At 71.7% G+C, this 23,262-nt stretch carries 20 protein-coding genes; 12 read left to right on the top strand and 8 right to left on the bottom strand.

Translation table 11 applies throughout. The annotated features are described in order from the left end of the window. The first annotated feature begins 1 nt into the window (after position 1). The 4 genes from OG622_RS13910 to OG622_RS13895 all read left to right on the top strand — a co-directional run bounded on the left by OG622_RS13910 (position 2) and on the right by OG622_RS13895 (position 3,062). On the top strand, positions 2 to 391 hold the full coding sequence (locus OG622_RS13910) for a cell division protein SepF (protein WP_371584091.1): 390 nt from the start codon (positions 2 to 4) through the stop codon (positions 389 to 391). 393 nt (positions 392 to 784) lie between these two features. Next, positions 785 to 1,960 carry an ATP-binding protein gene (locus OG622_RS13905; protein WP_371576226.1) on the top strand — a complete coding sequence of 392 codons (1,176 nt, stop codon included), beginning with the start codon at positions 785 to 787 and terminating at the stop codon, positions 1,958 to 1,960. A 100-nt stretch (positions 1,961 to 2,060) separates the two neighbouring features. Next, complete coding sequence (locus OG622_RS13900) at positions 2,061 to 2,393, top strand: nucleotide pyrophosphohydrolase (protein ID WP_371576224.1); 333 nt, start codon at positions 2,061 to 2,063, stop codon at positions 2,391 to 2,393. Positions 2,394 to 2,585: 192 nt separating this feature from the next. Further along, positions 2,586 to 3,062, top strand: coding sequence for a DUF6099 family protein (locus tag OG622_RS13895; protein ID WP_371576223.1), 477 nt, complete (start codon positions 2,586 to 2,588; stop codon positions 3,060 to 3,062). A 300-nt stretch (positions 3,063 to 3,362) separates the two neighbouring features. On the opposite strand, the gene OG622_RS13890 is transcribed toward OG622_RS13895, so the two are convergent. Then, positions 3,363 to 3,530 carry a hypothetical protein gene (locus OG622_RS13890; RefSeq protein ID WP_371576221.1) on the bottom strand — a complete coding sequence of 56 codons (168 nt, stop codon included), beginning with the start codon at positions 3,528 to 3,530 and terminating at the stop codon, positions 3,363 to 3,365. A 239-nt stretch (positions 3,531 to 3,769) separates the two neighbouring features. On the opposite strand from OG622_RS13890, the gene OG622_RS13885 reads away from it, so the two are divergent. The 4 genes from OG622_RS13885 to uppS all read left to right on the top strand — a co-directional run bounded on the left by OG622_RS13885 (position 3,770) and on the right by uppS (position 11,205). Further along, positions 3,770 to 4,693 (top strand): LLM class F420-dependent oxidoreductase, encoded by a 924-nt coding sequence (locus OG622_RS13885; protein ID WP_371576219.1) that lies wholly within the window; start codon positions 3,770 to 3,772, stop codon positions 4,691 to 4,693. Positions 4,694 to 5,043: 350 nt separating this feature from the next. Next, positions 5,044 to 6,534, top strand: a complete 1,491-nt coding sequence (locus OG622_RS13880) for a 3' terminal RNA ribose 2'-O-methyltransferase Hen1 (RefSeq protein ID WP_371576218.1) — start codon at positions 5,044 to 5,046, stop codon at positions 6,532 to 6,534. Next, positions 6,531 to 9,119, top strand: a complete 2,589-nt coding sequence (locus tag OG622_RS13875) for a polynucleotide kinase-phosphatase (RefSeq protein WP_371576216.1) — start codon at positions 6,531 to 6,533, stop codon at positions 9,117 to 9,119. The genes OG622_RS13880 and OG622_RS13875 overlap by 4 nt, the downstream gene beginning before the upstream one ends. A gap of 250 nt (positions 9,120 to 9,369) precedes the next feature. Then, entirely contained in the window at positions 9,370 to 11,205 is a 1,836-nt protein-coding gene (gene uppS / locus OG622_RS13870) for a polyprenyl diphosphate synthase (protein ID WP_371576214.1), read from the top strand. A 194-nt stretch (positions 11,206 to 11,399) separates the two neighbouring features. Here the strand turns inward: uppS and OG622_RS13865 are convergent, their stop codons facing one another. Both OG622_RS13865 and OG622_RS13860 read right to left on the bottom strand, forming a co-directional pair. Continuing rightward, positions 11,400 to 12,299: a hypothetical protein gene (locus tag OG622_RS13865; RefSeq protein ID WP_371576212.1), complete on the bottom strand. Its 900-nt coding sequence runs from the start codon at positions 12,297 to 12,299 to the stop codon at positions 11,400 to 11,402. Next, complete coding sequence (locus OG622_RS13860) at positions 12,296 to 13,444, bottom strand: SPFH domain-containing protein (RefSeq protein WP_371576210.1); 1,149 nt, start codon at positions 13,442 to 13,444, stop codon at positions 12,296 to 12,298. Before OG622_RS13860 ends, OG622_RS13865 begins: the two co-directional genes overlap by 4 nt. Before the next feature lie 152 nt (positions 13,445 to 13,596). On the opposite strand from OG622_RS13860, the gene OG622_RS13855 reads away from it, so the two are divergent. Continuing rightward, positions 13,597 to 14,820: an arginine deiminase gene (locus OG622_RS13855; RefSeq protein WP_371576208.1), complete on the top strand. Its 1,224-nt coding sequence runs from the start codon at positions 13,597 to 13,599 to the stop codon at positions 14,818 to 14,820. Positions 14,821 to 14,951: 131 nt separating this feature from the next. Beyond that, positions 14,952 to 15,959, top strand: coding sequence for an ornithine carbamoyltransferase (gene argF, locus OG622_RS13850; protein ID WP_371576207.1), 1,008 nt, complete (start codon positions 14,952 to 14,954; stop codon positions 15,957 to 15,959). Positions 15,960 to 15,970: 11 nt separating this feature from the next. Here the strand turns inward: argF and OG622_RS13845 are convergent, their stop codons facing one another. Further along, complete coding sequence (locus tag OG622_RS13845) at positions 15,971 to 16,423, bottom strand: ATP-binding protein (protein WP_371576205.1); 453 nt, start codon at positions 16,421 to 16,423, stop codon at positions 15,971 to 15,973. A gap of 357 nt (positions 16,424 to 16,780) precedes the next feature. Between OG622_RS13845 and OG622_RS13840 the strand changes: the two genes are divergently transcribed. Both OG622_RS13840 and OG622_RS13835 read left to right on the top strand, forming a co-directional pair. Further along, positions 16,781 to 17,608 carry an enoyl-CoA hydratase family protein gene (locus OG622_RS13840; RefSeq protein ID WP_371576203.1) on the top strand — a complete coding sequence of 276 codons (828 nt, stop codon included), beginning with the start codon at positions 16,781 to 16,783 and terminating at the stop codon, positions 17,606 to 17,608. Continuing rightward, positions 17,605 to 20,007, top strand: coding sequence for a bifunctional salicylyl-CoA 5-hydroxylase/oxidoreductase (locus OG622_RS13835; protein WP_371576201.1), 2,403 nt, complete (start codon positions 17,605 to 17,607; stop codon positions 20,005 to 20,007). The genes OG622_RS13840 and OG622_RS13835 overlap by 4 nt, the downstream gene beginning before the upstream one ends. A gap of 104 nt (positions 20,008 to 20,111) precedes the next feature. Here OG622_RS13835 and cysC read toward each other — a convergent pair whose 3' ends face one another. The 4 genes from cysC to OG622_RS13815 are packed head-to-tail and all read right to left on the bottom strand — an operon-like array spanning position 20,112 to position 23,228. Further along, entirely contained in the window at positions 20,112 to 20,681 is a 570-nt protein-coding gene (gene cysC, locus OG622_RS13830; protein WP_371576199.1) for an adenylyl-sulfate kinase, read from the bottom strand. Next, positions 20,678 to 21,931, bottom strand: a complete 1,254-nt coding sequence (locus OG622_RS13825; RefSeq protein WP_371576197.1) for a glycosyltransferase family 4 protein — start codon at positions 21,929 to 21,931, stop codon at positions 20,678 to 20,680. The genes cysC and OG622_RS13825 overlap by 4 nt, the downstream gene beginning before the upstream one ends. Continuing rightward, positions 21,928 to 22,338, bottom strand: coding sequence for a hypothetical protein (locus OG622_RS13820; RefSeq protein ID WP_371576196.1), 411 nt, complete (start codon positions 22,336 to 22,338; stop codon positions 21,928 to 21,930). The genes OG622_RS13825 and OG622_RS13820 overlap by 4 nt, the downstream gene beginning before the upstream one ends. Continuing rightward, positions 22,335 to 23,228, bottom strand: a complete 894-nt coding sequence (locus OG622_RS13815; protein ID WP_371576194.1) for a sulfotransferase — start codon at positions 23,226 to 23,228, stop codon at positions 22,335 to 22,337. Before OG622_RS13815 ends, OG622_RS13820 begins: the two co-directional genes overlap by 4 nt. Positions 23,229 to 23,262 lie beyond the last annotated feature (34 nt).

The following is a 23,262-nucleotide window of genomic DNA, read 5'->3' as shown; positions in this document are numbered from 1 at the left end:
GGTGAACAGCCACGATGTCACCGACGAACAGTGGGAGGGGCTCGCCCAGGTCGTGCCGTTGCGGGGTCGGGACGCCTGGCCTTCCGCGGTCGGCCACCGGACCATACCGGAAGCCGCGACCGAGGCCCGGCGCCGCTTCGTGGTGCTGCGCGTCAACGTCTTCGCGGACGCCCGTGACGTGGCGGAGACGCTGATGGCGGGCGTTCCGGTGCTGCTGGATCTGTCGGGCGCGGAGGCCGACACGGCCAAGCGTGTACTGGATTTCAGCACGGGGGTTGTTTTCGGCCTCGCCAGCGGAATGCACCGGGTCGACCGGAACGTGTTCCTTCTCACGCCGCGCGGAACCGAGGTACGGGGACTGATGGAAGGCGCCGAGGTCCCGGGGGCGTGACGCGCGGTGCGTGCGGCGTGACGCCGGGCGCTGGGTTCCGGGCGCAGGGCGCCGGGCGGGGTGCGGAGCGTAGGGCGGGGGTGCGGAGCGCAGGGCGCCGAGCGTGACGCGGGGCGCCGGCTCGGGCGGCGGTCGCGGAGTCTGACGCAAGCGGCCCGGGGGCATGGGGGTGACGCCCGCTGTGGAGTGCTCCCGTCTCGTATCGCGGGGCGCCCGCAGGGCGCTCGTCGGGCCGTCCTCGGCGCTCGCGATCGGCTCTTGGCACTCCCTTCCCGTCTTTGGCGCTCCCGATCGGTGCGGGCGCCCTCGCTCCGTTCGGGGCGCTCCCTCGATCGTAGGAAGATCCACTGGGCGGAACGGTTTGCCTGACAGGTCGGCCCCTACTGTCCGCATATGACCGTGTCATCCCTGTCGCCGATGCTGCCCGCCGCGGACGCCGGAGCGCGTCCGGAACGGCCGAGCGTCACCGAGCTGCGGCTCTCCGCCTTCGCCGGGCACCGGGGCGCCTTCCTCCCCTTGGGTCCGTTGACCCTCCTCGCGGGACGCAGCGGCAGCGGCAAGACCACCGCGCTCCGGGCGTACGAGGCCTTGGCGAGACTCGGCGGGGGCGCCCACCTCGACGAGGCCTTCCCCGACCCGCGGAGCTGCGTCCCCGAACGGGCCCGCCCCGACGCCCAACGGCGGCGCGGCTTCCGCATCGGCTGCACGGCCGACGGCCCCGAAGGGCCCGTACATCTCGACGTCGCCGTCCAGGCCGAGCCCGAACTCCGCATTGTGGGCGAGCGGTTGACGTCCGGCGGACTCACCCTGCTGCAGACGGCGCTCGTCGACCCGAGCCGCCCCGTCGTCCAGGCCTCCTGGCACACGGCCGGCACCTCCCCGGTCACCCGTGGCCCACTGCCCGACGACCGCCTCGGCACCGCGCTGCTTCCGCTGCGCGTCGCGGGCAAGACGGACGGCCAGCGCCAGGTCCTCGCCGCCGCCGAGCAGATGGTGGTCGCCCTCCGCTCGGTCTACGCCTGCGATCCGCGCCCCGGCCGGATGCGCGCCGCCGTGCCGCTCGGCTCCGGACGGCTGCTCCGTGGCTGCGACAACCTCGCCGACGTGCTGTGGCGTACGCGGACGGAGTGCGGCCGACGGCACGCGCTGCTCGTCGGGGCCGTTCGCGACGGCTGCGTGGGACCGGTCCTCGATCTGCTGGCCGAGCCGCTGCGCGACGGCACGGTACGGGCGGTGCTGGACCGGGGCGACGGGGTGCGGACGGCCCTGGGTCTGCTCGGGGACGGGGAGTTGAGGTACCTGGCGCTGGCCCTCGTGCTGTTCACCGGCCCCGGGGTGCTGGAGGTCGACCCGGTCGCGGAGGTGCCCGCGGCACTGCAGACGCTGACGGTTCTCGCCGACGGCTTCGACCGGGCCCTCGACCCCGGGCAGGCCCTGGAGTTGGTGCGGCTGGCGGCCCGGATGTGCGGGCGCGGGCACATCCGGCTGGTCGGCGCGGTGAGCGACGCGTCCTGGGCCGCCGGGGTGGCGGGGCTGACGGTGGTAGACCTGAACCGTGAAAGACCCTGAACCCGCGCGAGAGAGCGCTCATGAGTCCGTGCAGGAGTCTGTGCGAGAGAGCGCTGATGAGTCCGTGCAGAAGTCCGTGCAGGAGTCTGTGCGAGGGCCCGTGCGCGAGCTCGACGTGGCGACGCTGCAGCGGCGGCTCACCGAGTTCGCCGCCACCCGCGACTGGCGGCGGTACCACACACCGAAGAACCTGGTCTCCGCGCTGAGCGTGGAGGCGTCCGAACTCGTCGAGATCTTCCAGTGGTTGACGCCGGACGAGTCCACGCGTGTGATGGCGGACCCCCGGACCGCCCACCGCGTCACGGACGAAGTCGCCGATGTGCTCGCCTACTTGCTCCAGCTCTGCGAGGTGCTGGGCATCGACCCGTTGTCAGCCCTGGATGCGAAGATCGACCGCAACGAACGGAGATTCCCGGCCCCGGAGAAGCCCTGACGGTGCTTGACGGTGATCGTGTCCCTCCGCTCGTCACTCTCCGGAGTCGGAAAGTTGTCCACAGCCGACTTGTTATCCACAGATTTCAGGCTTCCTCTGGCTTTCCGTCTCAGCGGCCCTCACTGTGGGTAATGAACAGGCAGGAGTTCGGGCGGACGTGTGAGAGCGCGTCGGGACAGTCGGGGGCAGCGCATGGATGCGGTGCGGCTCATCTTGGCGAGCAGGCGGGCACTGGCGGGCACCGTCGAGGGGCCTCAGCTCATGGTGGAGGCATGGCAGTCCTATGCCCTCGCCCAGGCGATCGGCAGCCGTCTCGCGGTCTCGGGACCTCCCGAACTGCGCGGTGAGGCCCTCGGGTTGACCGAGCTGGCCGGCAGCGGCTGCGGCATACTCGGCGCCCCGCTGCTCGGCGTGGGCGATTTACGCGCCGCCCAGCTCACCGAGTTGGGCGACGCCCACGAGTCGCTGCTGCGGCTCGGGGGCCTGCTGGGAGAGGTCGGTATAGCGCTCGTGGGGCTGGCGAGCGGGGCGGATGACGAGGCGACCTACTGGCAGTGCATGGAGGCGATCGACGCGGCGGACGAGGCCCGCGACCGCGTCCTGGAGATGCTGCGACGCCTGGCGGTCAGAGATCAGGTGCTGTCGGAGAGGGACGCGGCGGCGGGGTGAGCGGTTCGGCTGCGGGGTCGGGTGCGGTCGCTGCTCAGTTTCCCCGCGCCCCTGAAAACCAGGGCGCACCCCCTGCTTCCAGGGGCGCGGGGAACGGCGCGACAAGCCCCCAGTCACCCGCACCCACCCCACAACCGCACAAACCCCCTCCCCCCCAGGGGGTCGAAGGGGCGCAGCCCCTGGGGACGGGACGGATGGGGGCGGCGGGGGCGAGAAGAGATCCCGGCGGCACCCGGGGAGCATGACGAACGCCCGGCCGCGAGAGAGGACCGGGCGCCGGGCTTCACGGCTCGGGCAGGGTCAGACCGTGTCGCTCTCCTCCGCGGCAGCGACGCGCGGCGCCGAGAGATCCGCGTCGAGCTGGGACAGGTCCGCGTTCAGGGCAGCCATCAGTTCCTCCATCTGCTGGAGCAGACCCTTCGGCTGCGCAGGCACGGCGGCCTGATCCGGCACGGCTTCCTGGGACATGTGACGGCCTCCTCGGCCCTCGCCCCCAAAGGGGGCACGTGTGCGGGCGTCCCGGCAGCGGCCGCCGGCGACGGGTGCCGGGCGGTCCGGCTCCTCCCGAGCAACGATCACCGTTCCCGCCGGTCACTGGCCCGAGCCCGCCCCATGCGCCGGATTGACGGATTTTCACCCGCCCGTGGCCCCGCGACGCCGGTGGGACCGATGGCGTTGACCGATGGGCGAGCGTGCAGGATGGAGGCATGGATCTTCGCATCTTCACCGAGCCCCAGCAGGGGGCGTCCTACGACACCCTCCTCACCGTCGCCAAGGCCACCGAGGACCTGGGCTTCGACGCATTCTTCCGCTCCGACCACTACCTCAGCATGGGCTCGTCGGACGGTCTGCCCGGCCCCACCGACGCCTGGATCACGCTGGCCGGACTCGCCCGCGAGACCAAGCGCATCCGCCTCGGCACGCTGATGACCGCCGGCACCTTCCGGCTGCCCGGTGTGCTCGCCATCCAGGTCGCCCAGATCGACCAGATGTCCGGCGGCCGCGTGGAACTCGGCCTGGGCACGGGCTGGTTCGAGGACGAGCACAAGGCGTACGGCATTCCCTTCCCCAAGGAGAAGTTCGGCCGTCTGGAGGAGCAGCTGGCCATCGTGACCGGTCTGTGGGCCACCGAGGTCGGCAAGAAGTTCTCGTACGAGGGCACCCACTACCAGCTGACCGACTCGCCCGCGCTGCCCAAGCCGGCGCAGGCCAAGCTGCCGGTCCTCATCGGCGGTCACGGCGCGAGCCGCACCCCGCGGCTCGCCGCGCAGTACGCCGACGAGTTCAACATGCCGTTCGGCTCGATCGAGGACAGTGAGCGCCAGTTCGGCCGGGTCCGTGCGGCCGCCGAGGAGGCCGGCCGCAAGGGCGACGACCTCGTGTACTCGAACGCCCTGGTCGTCTGCGTGGGCAAGGACGACGCGGAGGTCGCCCGCCGCGCCGCCGCGATCGGCCGCGAGGTCGACGAGCTCAAGGCCAACGGCCTCGCGGGTTCCCCGGCCGAGGTCGTCGACAAGATCGCCCGCTACCAGGCCATCGGCTCCCGGCGCCTCTACCTCCAGATCCTCGACCTCGACGACCTGGACCACCTGGAACTGATCTCCACCCAGGTGCAGTCCCAACTGACGTAACGGCGGGGCCCGCGACCCCGCGCTCCGCAAGGGGCGCGGGGCTGTGCCGAACAGTGTCCTGGCCCCGACGGCGAGCCGCCCGCACCAGCACAGCGGTGACGGTGCTGTGAGGGTGGCCCGACGCAGTTGTGCGGGTGGCCCCACGGTGGTGTGAGGGGGAGTCGGGACGGGTTTCGGGGCAGTCGGACGCACGCGCTGGTGTGCGGGAAAAGGCCGAGTGCGGTCTGAGCGTTCCCTGTACGTTTGGGGCGCGCGCCGAAACGGGACGATGCGCAGGTATCCGCAGTTCAGACGCCTTTTCCTCGAACTCACTCACCCACCCCAGCCACCCACCACGAGGCAACCCCACCGTGTTTCTGACGATCAGTACCACCGGCACCCCAGAGCGCCCCGCGACCGATCTCGGCTTCCTGCTGCACAAGCATCCCGACAAATCGCAGGCGTTCTCCACCTCCTACGGCAAGGCGCACGTCCTCTACCCCGAGGCGGATGTCGAGCGGTGCACGGCCGCGCTGTTGCTGGAGGTGGACGCGGTGGCGCTGGTCCGGCGCGGCAAGGGCAAGGGGCGCGGCGGGGCACCGGACGCGGCGCTCGCCCAGTACGTCAACGACCGCCCGTACGCGGCCTCCTCCCTGCTCGCCGTCGCGCTGAACGACGTCTTCTCCAGCGCCGTGCGCGGCCAGTGCAAGGCCCGGCCCGAACTCCCCGAGCAGGCCCGCCCGCTGCGCGTCGAGATACCGGCGCTGCCCGCGCGCGGCGGCCCGGACCTCGTCGTCAAGCTGTTCGAGCCGCTCGGCTGGACGGTCACGGTCGAGGCCGTGGCGCTGGACACCGAGTTCCCGGAATGGGGCGCCTCCCGTTACGTACGGCTCGTCCTGGAGTCGGAGTCGCTGACCCTGGCCGAGGCGCTGCGCCACCTGTACGTCCTGCTGCCGGTCCTCGACGACACCAAGCACTACTGGGTGTCCTCCGACGAGGTCGACAAGCTGCTGCGCGCGGGCGAGGGGTGGCTCCCGGCCCACCCGGAGCACAAGCTGATCACCAGCCGTTATCTCTCCCGCCGCTGGTCGCTGACCCGGCAGGCCATGGAGCGCCTGGAACTCGTACGGCTGGCCGAGGCCGACGACAGTGAGGTCGAGGCGATCGACAACGCCGTCGAGGAGGCCGCGGACGGCGAGGCCGAGGGCGAGGAGAAGTCGACGCCGCTCGCTGTGCGGCGCCGGGACGCGATCATCGCCGCGCTCAGGGAGTCGGGTGCCGCGCGGGTCCTCGACCTCGGGTGTGGCCAGGGCCAGTTGGTGCAGGCCCTGCTCAAGGACGTCCGCTTCACCGAGATCGTCGGTACGGACGTGTCGATGCGCGCGCTCACCATCGCCTCCCGCCGCCTCAAGCTCGACCGCATGGGCGAGCGCCAGGCCTCCCGTGTCCAGCTCTTCCAGAGCTCCCTCGCCTACACCGACAAGCGGCTCAAGGGGTACGACGCCGCCGTGCTCTGCGAGGTCATCGAGCACCTCGACCTGCCCCGGCTGCCCGCCCTGGAGTACGCGGTGTTCGGCTCGGCCCGCCCGAGGACCGTCCTCGTGACCACCCCGAACGTGGAGTACAACGTCCGCTGGGAGAGCCTCCCCGCCGGCCATGTCCGCCACGGCGACCACCGTTTCGAGTGGACGCGGGAGGAGTTCCGTACCTGGGCGACCACCGTGGCCGAACGGCACGGCTACGAGGTCGGGTTCGTGCCCGTCGGGCCGGACGACCCGGAGGTGGGACCGCCCACCCAGATGGCCGTGTTCAAGCAGCGCGACACCCAGGACACCAACGAGAAGGAGGCGAAGGCAGCATGAGCGAGACCACCCGGCAGACCCCTCGGGGGCGCGTCCTGCCCGTCACCGACCTTTCTCTCGTGGTGCTGATCGGCGCGTCCGGCTCGGGCAAGTCGACGTTCGCCCGACGGCACTTCAAGCCCACCGAGATCATCTCGTCCGACTTCTGCCGGGGCCTCGTCTCCGACGACGAGAACGACCAGGGCGCGACGAAGGACGCCTTCGACGTCCTGCACTACATCGCGGGCAAGCGCCTCGCGGCCGGCCGCCGTACGGTCGTCGACGCGACCAGCGTGCAGCAGGAGTCCCGCAAGCAGCTGATCGAGCTGGCCCGGCAGCACGACGTGCTGCCGATCGCCATCGTGCTCGACGTGCCGGAGGAGGTGTGCGCCGAACGCAACGCGTCCCGCACCGACCGCGCCGACATGCCGCGCCGCGTGATCCAGCGTCACACCCGCGAACTCCGGCGCTCCCTGCGGCACCTGGAGCGCGAGGGCTTCCGCAAGGTGCACGTCCTGCGAGGCGTGGAGGACGCCGAGAACGCCACGATCGTCACCGAGAAGCGCTTCAACGACCTCACCCACCTCACCGGCCCCTTCGACATCGTCGGCGACATCCACGGCTGCGCGAGCGAACTGGAGGCACTGCTGGGCAAGTTGGGCTATGTCGACGGCGTGCACCCGGAGGGCCGTACGGCCGTCTTCGTCGGCGACCTGGTCGACCGGGGCCCGGACAGTCCGGGCGTGCTGCGCCGCGTGATGTCGATGGTCGGTTCGGGCGACGCGCTCTGTGTGCCGGGCAACCACGAGAACAAGTACGGCCGTTACCTCAAGGGCCGCAATGTGCAGCACACCCACGGACTCCCCGAGACCATCGAGCAGATGGAGGGCGAGAGCGAGGAGTTCAAGAAGCAGGTACGGGAGTTCATCGACGGGCTCGTCAGCCACTACGTCCTCGACGGCGGCCGACTGGTCGTCTGTCACGCCGGCCTGCCGGAGAAGTACCACGGCCGGACCTCCGGCCGGGTGCGCAGCCACGCGCTGTACGGCGACACCACCGGCGAGACCGACGAGTTCGGGCTGCCGGTGCGCTACCCGTGGGCGGAGGACTACCGGGGCCGGGCGGCCGTGGTCTACGGCCACACCCCGGTGCCCACGGCCACCTGGCTGAACAACACCATCTGCCTCGACACGGGCGCCGTCTTCGGCGGCAAGCTCACCGCGCTGCGCTGGCCGGAGCGCGAACTGGTCGAGGTACCCGCGGAGCGGGTCTGGTACGAGCCGGCGAGGCCGCTGGCCACGGAGGCCCCCGGCGGGCACGAAGGACGGCCGCTGGACCTGGCGGACGTGCACGGCCGCCGGGTCGTCGAGACCCGCCACGCGGGCCGGGTGTCGGTCCGCGAGGAGAACGCGGCCGCGGCCCTGGAGGTCATGAGCCGCTTCGCGGTCGACCCGCGTCTGCTGCCGTACCTGCCGCCGACCATGGCCCCGACGGCCACCTCGCACATCGAGGGCTATCTGGAGCACCCGGCCGAGGCGTTCGCGCAGTACAAGGAGGACGGGGTCGCGCGGGTCGTGTGCGAGGAGAAGCACATGGGTTCGCGCGCGGTCGCCCTGGTCTGCCGTGACGCGGACGCCGCCCGCGAGCGCTTCGGCACGGGGGGAACCTCCCGTTCGAGCGCGGCCGAGAGCGGGGGAGGCCCCACCGGCTCTCTCTACACGCGTACCGGCCGCCCCTTCTTCAATGACGAGGCACGCACCGAGCTGGTCCTCGGCCGGGTCCGCGAGGCCATGACGGCGGCCGGCCTGTGGGACGAACTGGAGACCGACTGGGTACTGCTGGACGCCGAACTGATGCCGTGGTCGCTGAAGGCGTCCGGGCTGCTGCGCACCCAGTACGCGGCCGTCGGGGCCGCGTCCGGCGCGGTGTTCCCGGGTGCGCTGGCCGCCCTGGAGGGCGCGGTGGCACGGGGCGTGGACGTGAGCGAGCTGCTGGGCAAGCAGCGTGAGCGGGCCGCCGACGCGGCGGCGTTCACCGACGCCTACCGGCGCTACTGCTGGCCGACCGAGGGTCTGGACGGCGTCCGGCTCGCCCCCTTCCAGATCCTCGCCGTCCAGGACCGCAGCCTCGCCGCCCTGCCGCACGACGAGCAGTTGGCCCTCATCGACCGGCTCGTCGAGTTCGACGTCAGCGGCCTGCTGCAGACCACCCGACGCCTCTTCGTCGACACCGGTGACGAGGCCTCGGTGCGGGCCGGGATCGACTGGTGGCTGGAGATGACCGGCCGCGGCGGCGAGGGCATGGTCGTCAAACCGGTCGAGGCCGTGGTAAGGAGCGACAAGGGAAGGCTGGTTCAGCCGGGCATCAAGTGCCGGGGCCGTGAGTACCTGCGGATCATCTACGGGCCGGAGTACACCCGACCCGAGAACCTCGACCGGCTGCGCGGCAGGTTCCTCAACCACAAGCGGTCCCTCGCCCTCCGCGAGTACGCCCTGGGTCTGGAGGCCCTGGACCGGCTCGCCGAGGGGGAGCCGCTGTGGCGGGTGCACGAGGCGGTGTTCGGGGTACTGGCCCTGGAGTCGGAGCCGGTAGACCCCCGTCTGTGACCACCCCCGTCGGTGATGCACGGCCCCCGTCCGAGACGTGACACCCCCCGCGTCCTCGGCGGGCGGACCCGCTCCCGGGAGGCGACAATGCGGCTGATAATGTCGCAGCCGGGCGTGGCCGTGCGCTGTGTTCGAATGGTTCCAGCGGTTCCGGCAGTGCTCGGGTGACAGTGATCGCAGCCAGTCGCAGGCGATCGCTGTCACCCGAGTCGGTCCCATCGGTCCCATTCGAAGGTATGTGGGGTTTCCCATGCGTCGCACCACCACGCGGTCCGTAACACGGTCCGGGCGAGAGCGATCGGCACTCGACGCCGCGTACGACGAGTGCCGCCGCCTGGTCCGCACGACGCGGCCCACCGAGTACGCCCTGATGCAGCTCATGCCCCCGGCGGTACGCCCCGCGTGCTGGGCGCTGTACGCCGCCCTCGCCTCCGCCGACGACCTGGTCGACTCCACCGAGGGCACCCCGCAGGAGCGCGCCCGGCGGCTCCAGGAGTGGCGGGCCGCGCTGGAGGCCGACCTGTCGAGCGGCACCAGCGACGACCCGGTCCGGCGGGCGCTGACCGACGCGGTGTGGCACTGGGGGCTCGACCTCGGCGATCTGCTGGGCGCCCTGGACGCGGTGCAGGGCGACGAGGGCCGTGAGGGTGTCGCGACCTGGCAGGAGTGGCGTGAGCGCGCCCACGCCCAGAACGTCAGCTGGCCCGAGCAGCTGATGCGGATGCTGGTCCGGTCCGGACTGCCCGTACCCGTGCGGCTCCGCGACCTCCCGGGCTTCACCCGTTTCGTGGACGGCCTGTTCCTCACCGACATGCTCCGCGATCTTCCCGAGGACCTCGACGGCGGGCACGTGTGGTTCCCCGCCGAGGTCCTCGACCGCTTCCACGTCACCCCGGCCGAGCTGATCTCCCGCGAGTGGACCCCCGCGGTCCGGCAGCTGGTCGAGCACCTGGCCGGCCAGGCCCGGGAATGGCTGGAGGCCTCCCGCCGGGCGCTGCGGCACACACTGCCGCTGGGCCCGTCGATCGTCCTCGACAGCGCCGTCGAACTGTTCGGCGCGGAGCTGGACGCGATCGTCCGGGCCGGCTCGGCCGTCCTGCACCGACCGGTACGCGTCCCCCGGCACACCGAGTGGCGGATCCTCGGCCCGGCCCGGGCACGGGCCGCCGTGGTGTGGCGGCTGACGCTGCCGCCCGGCCGGGAGGACGCTCCGGCGAGGACGTCGTCCGCCGCCGGCACCACGGACGGGGAGGCGGCGTCGGCCCTCCTCACCGGCCCCGAGCAGCACACCACACGGATCGCCGAACCGCCGCTGCCGCCGCGCCCGCACCGCGACGGAGCCCGCCCGCCGGCCATAACCGAGGCCCATCTCCCGCAGCACGTGGCGATCGTCATGGACGGCAACGGCCGCTGGGCCACCGGGCTCGGGCTGCCCCGCGACGAGGGCCATCGGGCCGGAGCCGTCGCCCTCCGGGACGTCGTCCAGGGTGCCCTGGAGATCGGCCTCGCCCATCTGACCGTGTACGCCTTCTCCACGGAGAACTGGAAGCGGTCGCCCGACGAGGTCTCCAAACTCTTCGCGATCATGCGTTCCGAGCTCCTCGACGGCGAACTCCTCGACCACGACGTACGCCTGCGCTGGGTGGGGTCCCCCGACGGCCTCCCTGACGACGTGGTGGAGGTCCTGCGCGCCCAGGAGCACGCCACCCGCAACCGCACCGGCCTCACCTTCAACGTCTGCGTCAACTACGGCGGCCGCGCCGAACTCACCCGCGCGGGCGCGGCGCTGGCCCGCGCCGCGCTGGCCGGCGAGGTCGACCCGGCCCGGATCTCCGAGCAGCTCTTCGCCGCCCATCTGCCGCACCACGCCATGCCCGACGTCGACCTCCTGTGGCGCACCAGCGGCGAGATCCGTACCTCCAACTTCCTCCCCTGGCACGCCCACTACGCCGAACTCCACTTCACCGACCAGCCCTGGCCGGACGTGGACCGCCGGGACCTGTGGGAGGCGGTGGTCGCCTACACCCACCGCAAGCGCCGCAAGGGCGCCGCGGCGGCGCCCACGTTTGCCGACGGGGCCGAGTAGCGGCTTGGGGCAGCGGGGGTTTGTGGGCGGGTGCGGGTTGTGTGTGGTTGCTCGCGCAGTTCCCCGCGCCCCTCAAAGACATGGGCCGCGTCCGGAGCTTTCAAGGGGCGCGGGGAACTGCGCGACAAGCCCCCACTCACCCGCAGCCGAGAGTGGGGGAGGGACGGGTAGGGGCGGCGGGGGCGACCCACGCGTCAGCCCACCAACCGCAAGCGAACCCCCGCCACCCCCACCCGCACCGTCTGCCCCCACGTCAGCTCCAGCGCGTCCCCGTCCATCCCGTCCCCGAAGACGATGAGCCGGTCCGACTCGACAGTGAGCGAAAGCCGCCCGCCCTCCGCGAGCGCCCCCGCCACCAGCGACGTCCCCGTGGCCGGCGACGGCCACGCCTCCCGCACGAACCACAGCAGCCGGGCCTCGTCCGGGCCGGGCAACGCCAGCCCACTCGCCCGTTCCTGCCACACCGAGCGGATCCATCCGCTCGCCCCGGTCCCGGTCCCCACGAGCACCCCGGACGAGGCCTGGGGCTCGACGGCACCCCTGTCGCCGTCGAGCCCCAGGCGGTACCGGGCGGTCTGGTGCCCCGCAGCCCCGAGGTAGATCTCGTTGAGCGCCACCAGCCGCTGCGTGTCGTCGGCGACGGCCTCGACCATGGTCAACTCATCGACCGGGGCGCCCTGTTGCAGTGAGGCGGTCAGCAACTTGCCCGCCTGGTCGGGGCGGTGGCGCACCAGTACCCCCGGATTGCGACGGGGATCGGGGTTGATCCCGACCACCGGCTGCCCCGCGAGGTACTTCGCGGCGTTGGCCACCAGCCCGTCCTGCCCGACGACGACCACGACGTCCTCGGGGGCGAACAGGAACCGGTCCAGGTCGCCCCGCTCGACCCGTGCCTGACGCCAGGTCAGCGGCACCGAGGACGTGACCTCGGCCAGTGCCCCGCGCTCCCGCCGGTGCCGCTCGGCCACGTCCTCGATGTCCCGCCCCCTGGACCGCAGGAAGAAGGCGGCCTGACCGTGCGTACCGTGCCGGGCCACCAACTCCTCGTACTCGGTGGTGCGATGGACCAGCACCACCCGCGGCGCGAGACTCACGCCGAGTCCCCTCCGGTGCCCGCCCCGCCCAGCCTGGAGAGCAGCCCGGTCAGCACGTCCGGCGACACCGTCACGCTCTCGATGCGCGGCAGGTTCTCCGCGAGCCGCGTCCCGGTCAGCGCGTGCAGCGTCGCCGCGTCCACATCGGCGTGCACCCGCAGCCACGCCGCCTGCGCCTCGGCCCGCGCCGCACCCACGACCCGCGCCGACCGGGCCTCCGCCTCGGAGAGCGTGACCTGTCGCGCAGCCTCCGCGTCGGCCAGCTTCACGCTCCGCGCCGCCTCGGCCTCGGCGAGCTTCACGCTCCGCGCCGCCTCCGCGTCCGCGAGCCTGACGGTCCGTTCGGCCTCCGCCTCGGTCAGCCGTACCGTCCGGGCCGCCTCCGCGCCCGCCCGGACCGCGTCCGCCGAGGCCTTCTCCTCCGCCTCCCGCCGCGCGTTCGCCCCCCGCTGCTCGACCAACTGCTCCTCGCGACGGGCGAGTTCGATCTGGCTGGCCAGCTCGTTCTCGGCGATGACCCGCTCCCGCTCGACGGCCACCGCGCGACGCTCGTACGTCGCCTTGTCCGCCTCCTGCTGGATCTGCTCCCGGGCCGGCGTGCGCAGCGCCCGCTCCACCTCGGGCTCGGGCCGCAGCGCCACCACGCGCACGGCCACGATCTCGATGCCGGTGGCCGGCAGCCGGGGCTCGGCGGCCAGCCCGCTCGCCACCCGCTCCCGGACCGCCGCGACCCCGTCGACCAGGGCCGAGGCCAGCGTCGTACGGGCCAGGACGTCCAGCGCGTGCTGCTGGGCCGTCTCCGTCAGCAGCGTGGACAACTGCTCCAGCGGAGCGCCGCGCCAGACCCCCGTGTCGGGGTCGACGGAGAAGTCGAGGCGGGCGGCGGCGGTCGCCGGGTCGCTCACCCGATACGTCACCGTCGCCTGCACCGCCACGTCCTGGAAGTCGGACGTACGGGCATGGAAGGTCATGGCCAGCTCCCGGTCGTCCACCGGGATCTCGGAGAGCGAGGCGCTCAGCGACCGGTACCAGAAGCTCAGCCCCGGGCCGTCGTGCACGAGCCGCCCGGAGCGCTGGTGACGGATGTGCGCGGTGGGAGCTCCACGCAGATGCCGCCAGCCGAGCCTCCTGGTGATGTCGGCCATGGATGATCCCCCTCGCTGCGACTGATCGACACTGCTTAGTGTCACTTGGACGATAATGGAGCGGCCCAGTTATCGTCAAGGGGACGAGATGGAAGGGTTCCGATTCGGCCGACCGGCGGGTGAACACGCGCCCGAATGGTCAGGATGAGGGCATGGGATTCCACGTCGACTCCGAGGCCGGGCGGCTGCGCCGCGTCATCCTGCACCGGCCGGATCTTGAGCTCAAAAGGCTCACCCCCAGCAACAAGGACGCGCTGCTCTTCGACGACGTGCTGTGGGTGCGCCGGGCGCGCGCCGAGCACGACGGATTCGCCGACGTGCTGCGTGACCGAGGTGTCGCCGTCCACCTCTTCGGCGACCTCCTCACCGACGTCATGCGGATCCCGCGGGCCCGGGAGCTGGTCCTCGACCGGGTCTTCGACGAGAAGGAGTACGGTCCGCTCGCCACGGACCACCTCAGGGCCGCCTTCGAGTCGCTGCCCCTGGTGGAACTGGTCGAGGCGCTGATCGGCGGCATGACCAAGCGCGAGTTCCTCGACGCGCACATGGAGCCGGCCTCCGTCCGCTTCCATGTCATGGAACTGGACGAATTCCTCCTGGACCCTCTCCCCAACCACCTCTTCACCCGGGACACCTCCGCCTGGATCTACGACGGGGTCTCCATCAACGCCATGCGCTGGCCCGCCCGTCAGCGCGAGACCGTCCACTTCGAGGCGATCTACCGGCACCATCCCCTCTTCCGCGACGAGACGTTCCATGTCTGGTCGGAGGGGCAGTCCGACTACCCGTCCACCATCGAGGGCGGCGACGTCCTGGTCATCGGCAACGGCGCCGTCCTCATCGGCATGAGCGAGCGCACCACCCCCCAGGCCGTCGAGATGCTCGCCCACAAGCTGTTCGCCGCCGGTTCCGCGCAGAGCATCGTGGCCCTCGACATGCCGAAGCGCCGCGCCTTCATGCACCTCGACACCGTCATGACCATGGTCAACGGCGACACCTTCACCCAGTACGCCGGACTCGGCATGCTCCGCTCGTACACCATCGAACCCGGCGTCGGCGAGAAGGAACTCAAGGTCACCGACCATCCGCCGGAGCACATGCACCGCGCGATCGCCGCCGCGCTGGGCCTCGACGCCATCCGGGTGCTGACCGCCACGCAGGACGTCCACGCCGCCGAGCGCGAGCAGTGGGACGACGGCTGCAACGTCCTCGCCGTCGAGCCCGGTGTCGTCGTCGCCTACGAACGCAACGCCACCACCAACACGCATCTGCGCAAGCAGGGCATCGAGGTGATCGAGATCCCGGGCAGCGAGCTGGGCCGGGGGAGGGGCGGACCGCGCTGCATGAGCTGCCCGGTGGAGAGATCCGCCGTGTAGCGGTGCGTCGCCCGGATCCGCGTCGCCCGGTTCTATGTCGCATGGATCTGTCCGTATAGAAATGTGGAACATCGTATAGACTTCCAGTCTTCTTCACGCTGTCCCTGCCCCGTCGACCCAGGAGCGCCCCCATGGCGACCGTTCCCCACGCCCTCGCCGGGCGCCACTTCCTCAAGGAGCTGGACTTCACCGCGGAGGAGTTCCGCGGGCTGATCGGGCTGGCCGTGGAGCTGAAGGCGGCCAAGAAGGCGGGGGTGGAGACCCAGTACCTGCGGGGCAGGAACATCGCGCTCATCTTCGAGAAGACCTCGACGCGCACCCGCTGCGCGTTCGAGGTCGCCGCGGCCGACCAGGGGGCCCGGACGACGTACCTCGACCCCTCCGGCTCGCAGATGGGCCACAAGGAGTCCGTACGGGACACCGCGCGCGTCCTCGGCCGGATGTTCGACGCGATCGAGTACCGCGGCGACAGCCAGGCGAACGTCGAGGAACTCGCCGCGTACGCCGGAGTGCCGGTCTACAACGGCCTCACCGACGACTGGCACCCCACCCAGATGCTGGCCGACGTGATGACGATGACCGAGCACAGCGACAAGCCGCTCGACGAGACGGCCTTCGCCTACCTCGGCGACGCCCGCTTCAACATGGGCAACTCGTACCTGGTCACCGGCGCCCTGCTCGGCATGGACGTCCGTATCGTCGCCCCGCGGGCCTACTGGCCGGCCGAGGAGATCGTCGACCACGCGCGCAAGCTCGCGGAGATCAGCGGGGCGCGGATCACGCTCACCGAGCACGTCCACGACGGGGTCGAGGGCGTCGACTTCATCGCCACCGACGTCTGGGTCTCCATGGGCGAGCCCAAGGAGGTCTGGGGCGAGCGCATAGGAGCGCTCTCACCGTACGCCGTGACCATGGACGTCCTGCGTGCCACCGGCAACCCCGACGTCAAGTTCCTCCACTGCCTCCCGGCCTTCCACGACCTCGGCACGAAGGTCGGCCGCGAGATCCACGAGCTGCACGGCCTGGACTCGCTGGAGGTCACGGACGAGGTGTTCGAGTCGTCGCACTCGGTCGTCTTCGACGAGGCGGAGAACCGGTTGCACACGATCAAGGCGGTCCTGGTGGCGACGCTGGGCTGACCCGGCGGCGCCTATGCGTGGCGGCGCTGTGCCGGCACCGTCGGCAGCCGGAACCACACCGCCTTGCCGGAGTCCGTGGGGCGGTGGCCGCAGGCGGAGCTGAGGGCGCGGATGAGGAGGAGGCCGCGGCCGTGCTCCTGCCAGGGGTCGGGGTCGATGTGGCCCGGGGTGGTGAGATCGCCCGGGGGCGCCGGGTCCGGGTCGTGGACCTCCACCTTGCAGCCGGTCGGCACCAGCTCCACGACCAGCTTTATGGGCCCGTCCCCGGCCGCGTGCTCGATCGCGTTCGCGACCAGTTCCGCCGTGAGCAGCTCCGCCGTGTCGCAGTCCGCCCCGTGCTCCAGCTCGGTCAGCGCCGTCCGCACCAGCGCGCGGGCCATGGGCACGGCCGCGGCGGTGTGCGGCAGTGCGATGCGCCAGGACGCGGGGGCTGAGGGTTCTTGCAAGGCGGCGGATCCGTTCATGGAGCAGGTCATGGGTCGTCCTGCTTTCAACGTGGTGAATGGTACGGCGCGGACCGGCAAAGCCGCTCGGTGGGCGCCGCGGGGGACCTTCGGCCCCGTTGCCAGCCGGTCTACCCAGGGCAACGCTCCGCCGCGCCCGGCGGTGCCCGTCGTTACGGGCTTGTCGAACGTCCGTGACCGAGTCACGGACGCCCCGGACGGCCGTCGATGGGCGCCCCGGACGGCAGCCGACGGGGGTAGCGGCAACGCGCCGGTCGGCCTATCGCGCACTCATGACGACAGTCATATATCGGTGATAACTTCATGGGGTAGGGAAGTAGCCGCAGCGCCGCGGTAGCCCCCAGGAGGCCGCCCGTCATGAGTCCCTTCACCGGCTCCGCCGCCCGCACCTCCGACTGGCGACATCTGCGGTGCGAGATCACCGAAGGTGTCGCGAACGTCACCCTCGCCCGCCCCGAGAAGCTCAACGCCCTCACCTTCGGCGCCTACGCCGACCTGCGTGACCTGCTCGCCGAACTCTCCCGGGAGAAGTCCGTACGGGCCCTGGTGCTGGCCGGTGACGGCCGCGGCTTCTGCTCCGGCGGTGACGTCGACGAGATCATCGGCGCCACCCTCGCCATGGACACCGCCCAGCTGCTCGACTTCAACCGGATGACCGGGCAGGTCGTACGTGCCGTACGCGAGTGCCCCTTCCCGGTGATCGCCGCCGTGCACGGTGTGGCCGCGGGCGCGGGCGCGGTCCTCGCCCTGGCAGCCGACTTCCGCGTGGCGGACCCCACCGCCCGCTTCTCCTTCCTCTTCACCCGCGTGGGCCTCTCCGGCGGCGACATGGGCGCCGCCTACCTGCTGCCCCGCGTCGTCGGCCTCGGCCACGCCACCCGTCTCCTCATGCTCGGCGAACCCGTCCGCGCCCCCGAGGCCGAACGCATCGGACTCATCAGCCGGCTCACGGACGAGGGCGGCGCCGACGAGGCCGCGCAGACCCTGGCCCGCCACCTGGCCGAAGGCCCGGCCCTGGCATACGCCCAGACGAAGGCCCTGCTGACTGCAGAGCTGGACATGCCCCTGTCGGCAGCCGTGGAACTGGACGCCGCCACCCAGGCCTTGCTGATGAACGGCGAGGACTACGCCGAATTCCACGCGGCGTTCACGAGCAAGCGACCTCCCCGGTGGAGGGGACGGTGACCGCGCCCGCCCGAGGGGCGCGGGGAACCGCGCGACCAGCCCCCGGCGACCCGCAGCCGCCCACGAACCACAGCCGCCCCCACCGCATCGCGGTCATCGGCGGCGGCCCGGGCGGCCTCTACGCCGCCGCCCTCCTCAAACGCCTCGACCCCACCCGCGAGATAACCGTCTGGGAACGCAACGCCCCCGACGACACCTTCGGCTTCGGAGTGGTCCTCTCCGACGAGACGCTGGGCGGCATGGAGCACGCCGACCCGGTGGTCCACGAGGCCCTGCAGGCACACTTCACCCGCTGGGACGACATCGACATCGTCCACCGCGACACCCGCCACACCGCCGGGGGCCACGGCTTCGCCGCACTGGGCCGACGCCGCCTCCTCCAGATCCTGCACGACCGCTGCCGCGCACTCGGCGTCGAACTCCGCTTCGGCACGGAGGCCCCGTACCCCGCCTGGCTCTGCGAGACGTACGACCTGGTCATCGCAGCGGACGGTGTGCACAGCGCGACGCGCGAGGCGTACGCGCAGGTGTTCCGGCCGGCCGTCACGACGCACCGCTGCCGCTACATCTGGCTCGCCGCCGACTTCGCCTTCGAGGCGTTCCGCTTCGAGATCGCCGAGACCGAGCACGGCGTGATGCAGCTGCACGGCTACCCGTACGCCCGCCCGTCACCCGGCCACCACCCCTCGGCGAGGCCCTCCGGGCCGCAGGATCAATTCGGTGCGTCCACCGTCATCGTGGAGATGCGCGAGGAGGTGTGGCGGGCCGCCGGCCTCGACCGGGCGGACGAGCGGGAGTCGGTCGAGCGGTGCGCGAAGCTCTTCGAGGACGCGCTCGGCGGCCGGCCCCTGCGCTCCAACAACTCCACCTGGACGACCTTCCGCACCGTCGTCAACGAGCGCTGGTCGCACGGCAATCTGGTGCTGCTCGGCGACGCCGCGCACACCGCCCACTTCTCCATCGGCTCCGGTACCAAGCTGGCCGTCGAGGACGCACTGGCGCTGGCCGCCTGTCTGGAGGAACAGCCCGACCAGGCAAGGGCGTTGACGGCGTACGAGGAGGAGCGGCGTCCCGTCGTCGCCTCGACCCAGCGTGCGGCGCGGGCCAGTCTGGAGTGGTTCGAGAACATCGGGCACCATCTCGGCCAGCCCTCCCGGCAGTTCGCCTTCAACCTCCTCACCCGCAGCCGGCGCGTCACCCACGACAACCTCCGCCTCCGCGACGCGCACTTCACCGGCGCCGTGGAGCGGGAGTTCGGCTGCCCGCCGGGCACACCCCCGATGTTCACCCCGTTCCGGCTGCGCGGCCTGACCCTGCGCAACCGCGTCGTCGTGTCCCCGATGGACATGTACTCGGCGACCGACGGTGTCCCCGGCGACTTCCACCTCGTCCATCTGGGTGCCCGTGCCCTCGGTGGCGCCGGGCTCGTGATGACCGAGATGGTGTGCGTGAGCCCCGAGGGACGCATCACCCCGGGCTGCGCCGGACTCTGGAACTCCCGGCAGGCCGACGCCTGGCGCCGCACGGTGACGTTCGTGCACGAGCGGGCGCCGGGCACGGCCATCGGCGTCCAGCTGGGCCACTCCGGTCGCAAGGGCTCGACCAAGCTGATGTGGGAGGGCATCGACGAACCCCTGGACGCGGACAACTGGGCCCTGACGGCGGCCTCTCCCCTCCCGTACAAGCCCGGCAGCCAGACCCCGCGCGAACTCTCCCGCGCCCAACTCACCGACATCCGCGAGCAGTTCGCCTCGGCCGCGTGCAGAGCCGCCCGCAGCGGCTTCGACCTCCTCGAACTCCACTGCGCTCACGGCTACCTGCTTTCCGGGTTCCTCTCCCCGCTGACGAACCGCCGCACCGACAGATATGGCGGCTCCCTCGACCACCGGCTCCGCTTCCCCCTCGAAGTCTTCGACGCCGTACGGGCGGTGTGGCCGGAGGAGCGGCCCATGACCGTCCGTATCTCGGCGACCGACTGGGCCGACGGGGGAACCACGGCCGAGGACGCCGTCGGGATCGCCCGCGCCTTCGCCGCGCACGGGGCCGACGCGATCGACGTCTCGACCGGGCAGGTCGTCGCCGACGAACACCCCGAGTACGGGCGCTCGTACCAGACACCCTTCGCGGACCGGATCCGGCACGAGGCGGGGGTGCCGGTGATCGCCGTCGGCGCCATCTCCTCCTGGGACGACGTCAACTCCCTGATCCTGGCGGGCCGCACGGACCTCTGCGCCCTCGGCCGCCCCCACCTCCACGACCCCCACTGGACGCTCCACGCGGCAGCCGAACAGGGCTACACCGGCCCGGCCGTCACCTGGCCCGCCCCCTACAGGGCGGGCAGCCGCCGACCCAACACGGGCCGCACGGACGCCCCGAAGCCCCGGTTGAGCCTGCCCTAGCCGCGACTTCCGCGCGCCTCGCGGCGGCGCGCCCGGCCGTCCTGCTCAGCTGCGGGCAATCGTGGTGGACTCCAGCACGTCCAGGTGCGACAGCGTGTGGACGGTCATACGAGGCCCCGGTCCGCCAGCAGCGCGTACACGGACGCGGCCGACTCGTCGGGCGTCCGGTTCTGCGTGGGGAGCACGAGCGCGGGGTCGGCAGGCGGCTCGTACGGGTCGTCGACCCCGGTCAGGCCCTTGAGCCGGCCGGCGGCCTGACGGGCGTACAGGCCCTTCACGTCGCGCTCGCTGCACACCTCGACGGGGGTGGCGACATGCACCTCCAGGTACGGGGTGCCGCTCACGTCGTGGCGTTCGCGGACGGCCTCGCGGCTGTCGGCGTACGGCGCGATGACGGGGACGAGGGCCGGCACGCCGTTGCGGGCGAGCACTTCGGCGACCAGACCGATGCGCTGCACGTTGGTGTTGCGGTCCTCGCGGGAGAAGCCGAGGCCGGCGGAGAGGAAGCGGCGGATCTCGTCACCGTCGAGGACCTCCACCCGGTGTCCCTCGGCCCGCAGCCGGCCGGCGAGGACACGGGCGACGGTGGTCTTGCCCGCGCTCGGCAGTCCGGTGAGCCAGACCGTGGCTCCCCGGGCCCTGGACGCCCTGGACGCCCTGGACGAGGTGGTCATGCGCGTGTTCCTTTCGCGGCGCCGGAGGCGATGCCGTGCCGTTGTTCGTGGAGGGAGGTGAAGAGGGACTCCCAGCGGTGATGGACGGAGTCCGGGCCGTACGAGGCGGCCGTGAGGACCGCCGCCACACCCATGTCGGCGCGCAGCACCTCGTCGCCCATCAGCCTGGCCATGGCGTCGGCGAGCGCGTCGGGATCCTCGGGTGCGACGAGCAGCCCGTCCACGCCGTGCGTCAGCACGTCGGCGGGGCCGGTCGGGCAGTCGAAGCTCACCACGGGAAGGGCGTGGCTCATCGCCTCGATCATCACCATCGGCAGTCCCTCGAAGCGTGAACTGAGCACGTAGAAGGAGGCCTTGGCGAGTTCGTCGTCCAAGCGGTCGGTGTGACCCATGAGGAGGACGTGATTGTAGAGATGGTGTTCTTCGATCAGGTGGCGGAGTTCCGACTTCTTCTCGCCGCTGCCGTAAATTCTCAACTGCCAGTCGGGGTACGTCTCGACGAGCTTCGCCCAGGCCGGGATCAGCAGGTCGAAGCCCTTCTGCGGGAAGAGCCGGCCGGCCGCCACCGCGATCCTCGACCTGGGGTCGGCGGGGACCTGGTCGAGGGAGTGCACGGCGTTGGGGATGCGGACGACCCGGGTCCCGGGGAGGAGTTCGGCGTACTCGTCGCGGTCCCGCTCGGTGAGCACGGTGACGGTGGCGAAGTGCGGGTAGGTCTCCTGGATGCGCTGCCGCACGTCCCGCTTGTGGGTGCCGAGGTTCATGTGTTCCTGGGCGACGCGGACCACACCGCCGGTGGCGTGCTCGGCGGCCAGGAAGTTCAGCGCGGGGCGGGTGGTGACCAGGACGCCGTCGGTCAGCGACCTCAGGTACGCGATGAGCCGGCCCTCGACGTACCGGTTGAAGTAGCGGTAGCCGAACTCGCCCTTCGGGATGTGCCGTGCGGGTGCCTCCAGCAGCTCGCCGCGCCTGCGGTCGCGCCAGCGGGCGACCAGGCCGGACGGCGGGGTGTGGGCGCCCTCGCGCATGTCCACGACGGTGGAGACCCCCACCCGGGGGTCGAGCGGGAACTGGATGTCGTCGCGGCGGCGCAGGGCACTGACGATCTCCACGGTCCAGCCGGCCGCCACAAGGGAGTTGGCCTGGTTCATCACCGTGCGGATGGTGCCGCCCCGGCCGTACGCGTGCAGCAGCAGATACCGGATGTGGGGGCGTTGGGGGCGCTGGGGGAGTGGACGGCGGTCGGTCATGCGGGGCCTCCCGTGCGGCACTCCAGAGACAGGTTGTCCTTGATCGTGTAATAGGGGCGCACCCGGAGGCATCCGGTGCTCTGCTCCGGATACACGAAGATCCTCTTCTTGCCGCGTACGTCGTCGAGGTGCTTCCCGGCCCGCAGTTCGACCTCGCCGTCGGTGAGGTGGATGTCCCACTCCTCGACGGGCGCGAGCTCGGAGGCGGTGAGGTCGCCGACGGGCAGTTCGCTCTCGAAACGGTCGCCCTGGACGGCGGCGTCGTAGCGCAGATCGGGGCCGGCGTGGGAGCGGCGGGTGAGGACCAGCCGCCAGGTGCCTTCCGCCGGGACTCCGTGGATGCGTCCGAGGACCCTGATGCGGCCGTCGCGCGGCCAGACCTCGGCTATCTCGGCGTGCGGCCTCACTTGCCGTAGCCCCACGCCCGGCACATCGGCCGGAGGAGGTCCGGGATGTCGTCCTCGGCGGGGAGCGCGCGCCCTGACTGCACCTGGCCGGTCCTGATCTTGTCGCGCCAGTCGCCGAGGCCCTTCACGACCTGGGCGTCGTCCTTCCTGCCGTAGTCGAGCATGGCCGGTTCGAAGGCGATGTCGAGGAAGTCGCAGAGCCGCCGCATCTCCTTCTCGGGGGCGGCGGTGATGTCCTCGTAGCGCACGGTGTGGCCCGTGAGGGCCTTGCGGGCCTTGTCGACGGCCTTCATGTAGCGCAGCGCGTCGGCGGCGGCCTCGTCGTAGGTGCGCTTGTCGGGGTCGCCCTCGTGCCACGACTGGGCGATGGAGACCGGGTGGCGCAGCAGGAAGACGAAGCGGGCGTCGGGCCAGCAGTCCCGGATGCGCTCGTACACGAAGGCGTTGCTCGGGGTCTTCTCGACGACGAAGTCCTTGCCGGACCTGACCAGTTCGCGGTGCATGACCCGGTCCCACAACAGATGCTCCAGGTCGCCGCGCTCCAGGTCGAGGGCGCTCATCGCCTTCTGCGACAGCCTGCTGCCGTAGCCGACCTCCAGCCGGCGTATGTGCAGCTCGTGCGGGGAGTGCAGCCGCGGGTGCGCGTTCATCAGCATCCGCAGCAGGGTGGAGCCGGAGCGCACGGGAGACATGATGAAGACCGGCTGCCTGAGCAACCGGTCCGTGGCGAGGTCCTCGGGAGCCGGACATCGGTACACCGCCGTGGGCTTCTTGGCGGCCGGCTTCGGCGCCGCGGCCCTGGGTGCGGCGGGCGCGGCCGCGGGGGCCCTGTGTACGTGCAGACCGGTGGTGGCGGTGAGAGCACGGTTCAGGTTGCGCATGAGACTCATGCGTCAGGATGGTAAGTAAGGATTCTGAGAAGAT

Origin of the sequence: Streptomyces sp. NBC_01314, assembly GCF_041435215.1 — a bacterium.
Taxonomy (GTDB): Bacteria; Actinomycetota; Actinomycetes; order Streptomycetales; family Streptomycetaceae; genus Streptomyces.
This window is presented reverse-complemented; position numbering and strand designations above follow the sequence as displayed.

Excerpts from the sequence above, each read along its gene's own strand:
- OG622_RS13890 (WP_371576221.1), bottom strand. The coding sequence starts at position 3,530 with ATGTCCCAGGAAGCCGTGCCGGATCAGGCCGCCGTGCCTGCGCAGCCG.
- OG622_RS13860 (WP_371576210.1), bottom strand. The coding sequence starts at position 13,444 with ATGGCCGACATCACCAGGAGGCTCGGCTGGCGGCATCTGCGTGGAGCT.
- OG622_RS13855 (WP_371576208.1), top strand. The coding sequence starts at position 13,597 with ATGGGATTCCACGTCGACTCCGAGGCCGGGCGGCTGCGCCGCGTCATC.
- argF (WP_371576207.1), top strand. The coding sequence starts at position 14,952 with ATGGCGACCGTTCCCCACGCCCTCGCCGGGCGCCACTTCCTCAAGGAG.
- OG622_RS13885 (WP_371576219.1), top strand. The coding sequence starts at position 3,770 with ATGGATCTTCGCATCTTCACCGAGCCCCAGCAGGGGGCGTCCTACGAC.
- uppS (WP_371576214.1), top strand. The coding sequence starts at position 9,370 with ATGCGTCGCACCACCACGCGGTCCGTAACACGGTCCGGGCGAGAGCGA.
- OG622_RS13905 (WP_371576226.1), top strand. The coding sequence starts at position 785 with ATGACCGTGTCATCCCTGTCGCCGATGCTGCCCGCCGCGGACGCCGGA.
- OG622_RS13840 (WP_371576203.1), top strand. The coding sequence starts at position 16,781 with ATGAGTCCCTTCACCGGCTCCGCCGCCCGCACCTCCGACTGGCGACAT.
- OG622_RS13815 (WP_371576194.1), bottom strand. The coding sequence starts at position 23,228 with ATGAGTCTCATGCGCAACCTGAACCGTGCTCTCACCGCCACCACCGGT.
- OG622_RS13895 (WP_371576223.1), top strand. The coding sequence starts at position 2,586 with ATGGATGCGGTGCGGCTCATCTTGGCGAGCAGGCGGGCACTGGCGGGC.
- OG622_RS13875 (WP_371576216.1), top strand. The coding sequence starts at position 6,531 with ATGAGCGAGACCACCCGGCAGACCCCTCGGGGGCGCGTCCTGCCCGTC.
- OG622_RS13845 (WP_371576205.1), bottom strand. The coding sequence starts at position 16,423 with ATGAACGGATCCGCCGCCTTGCAAGAACCCTCAGCCCCCGCGTCCTGG.
- OG622_RS13825 (WP_371576197.1), bottom strand. The coding sequence starts at position 21,931 with ATGACCGACCGCCGTCCACTCCCCCAGCGCCCCCAACGCCCCCACATC.
- cysC (WP_371576199.1), bottom strand. The coding sequence starts at position 20,681 with ATGACCACCTCGTCCAGGGCGTCCAGGGCGTCCAGGGCCCGGGGAGCC.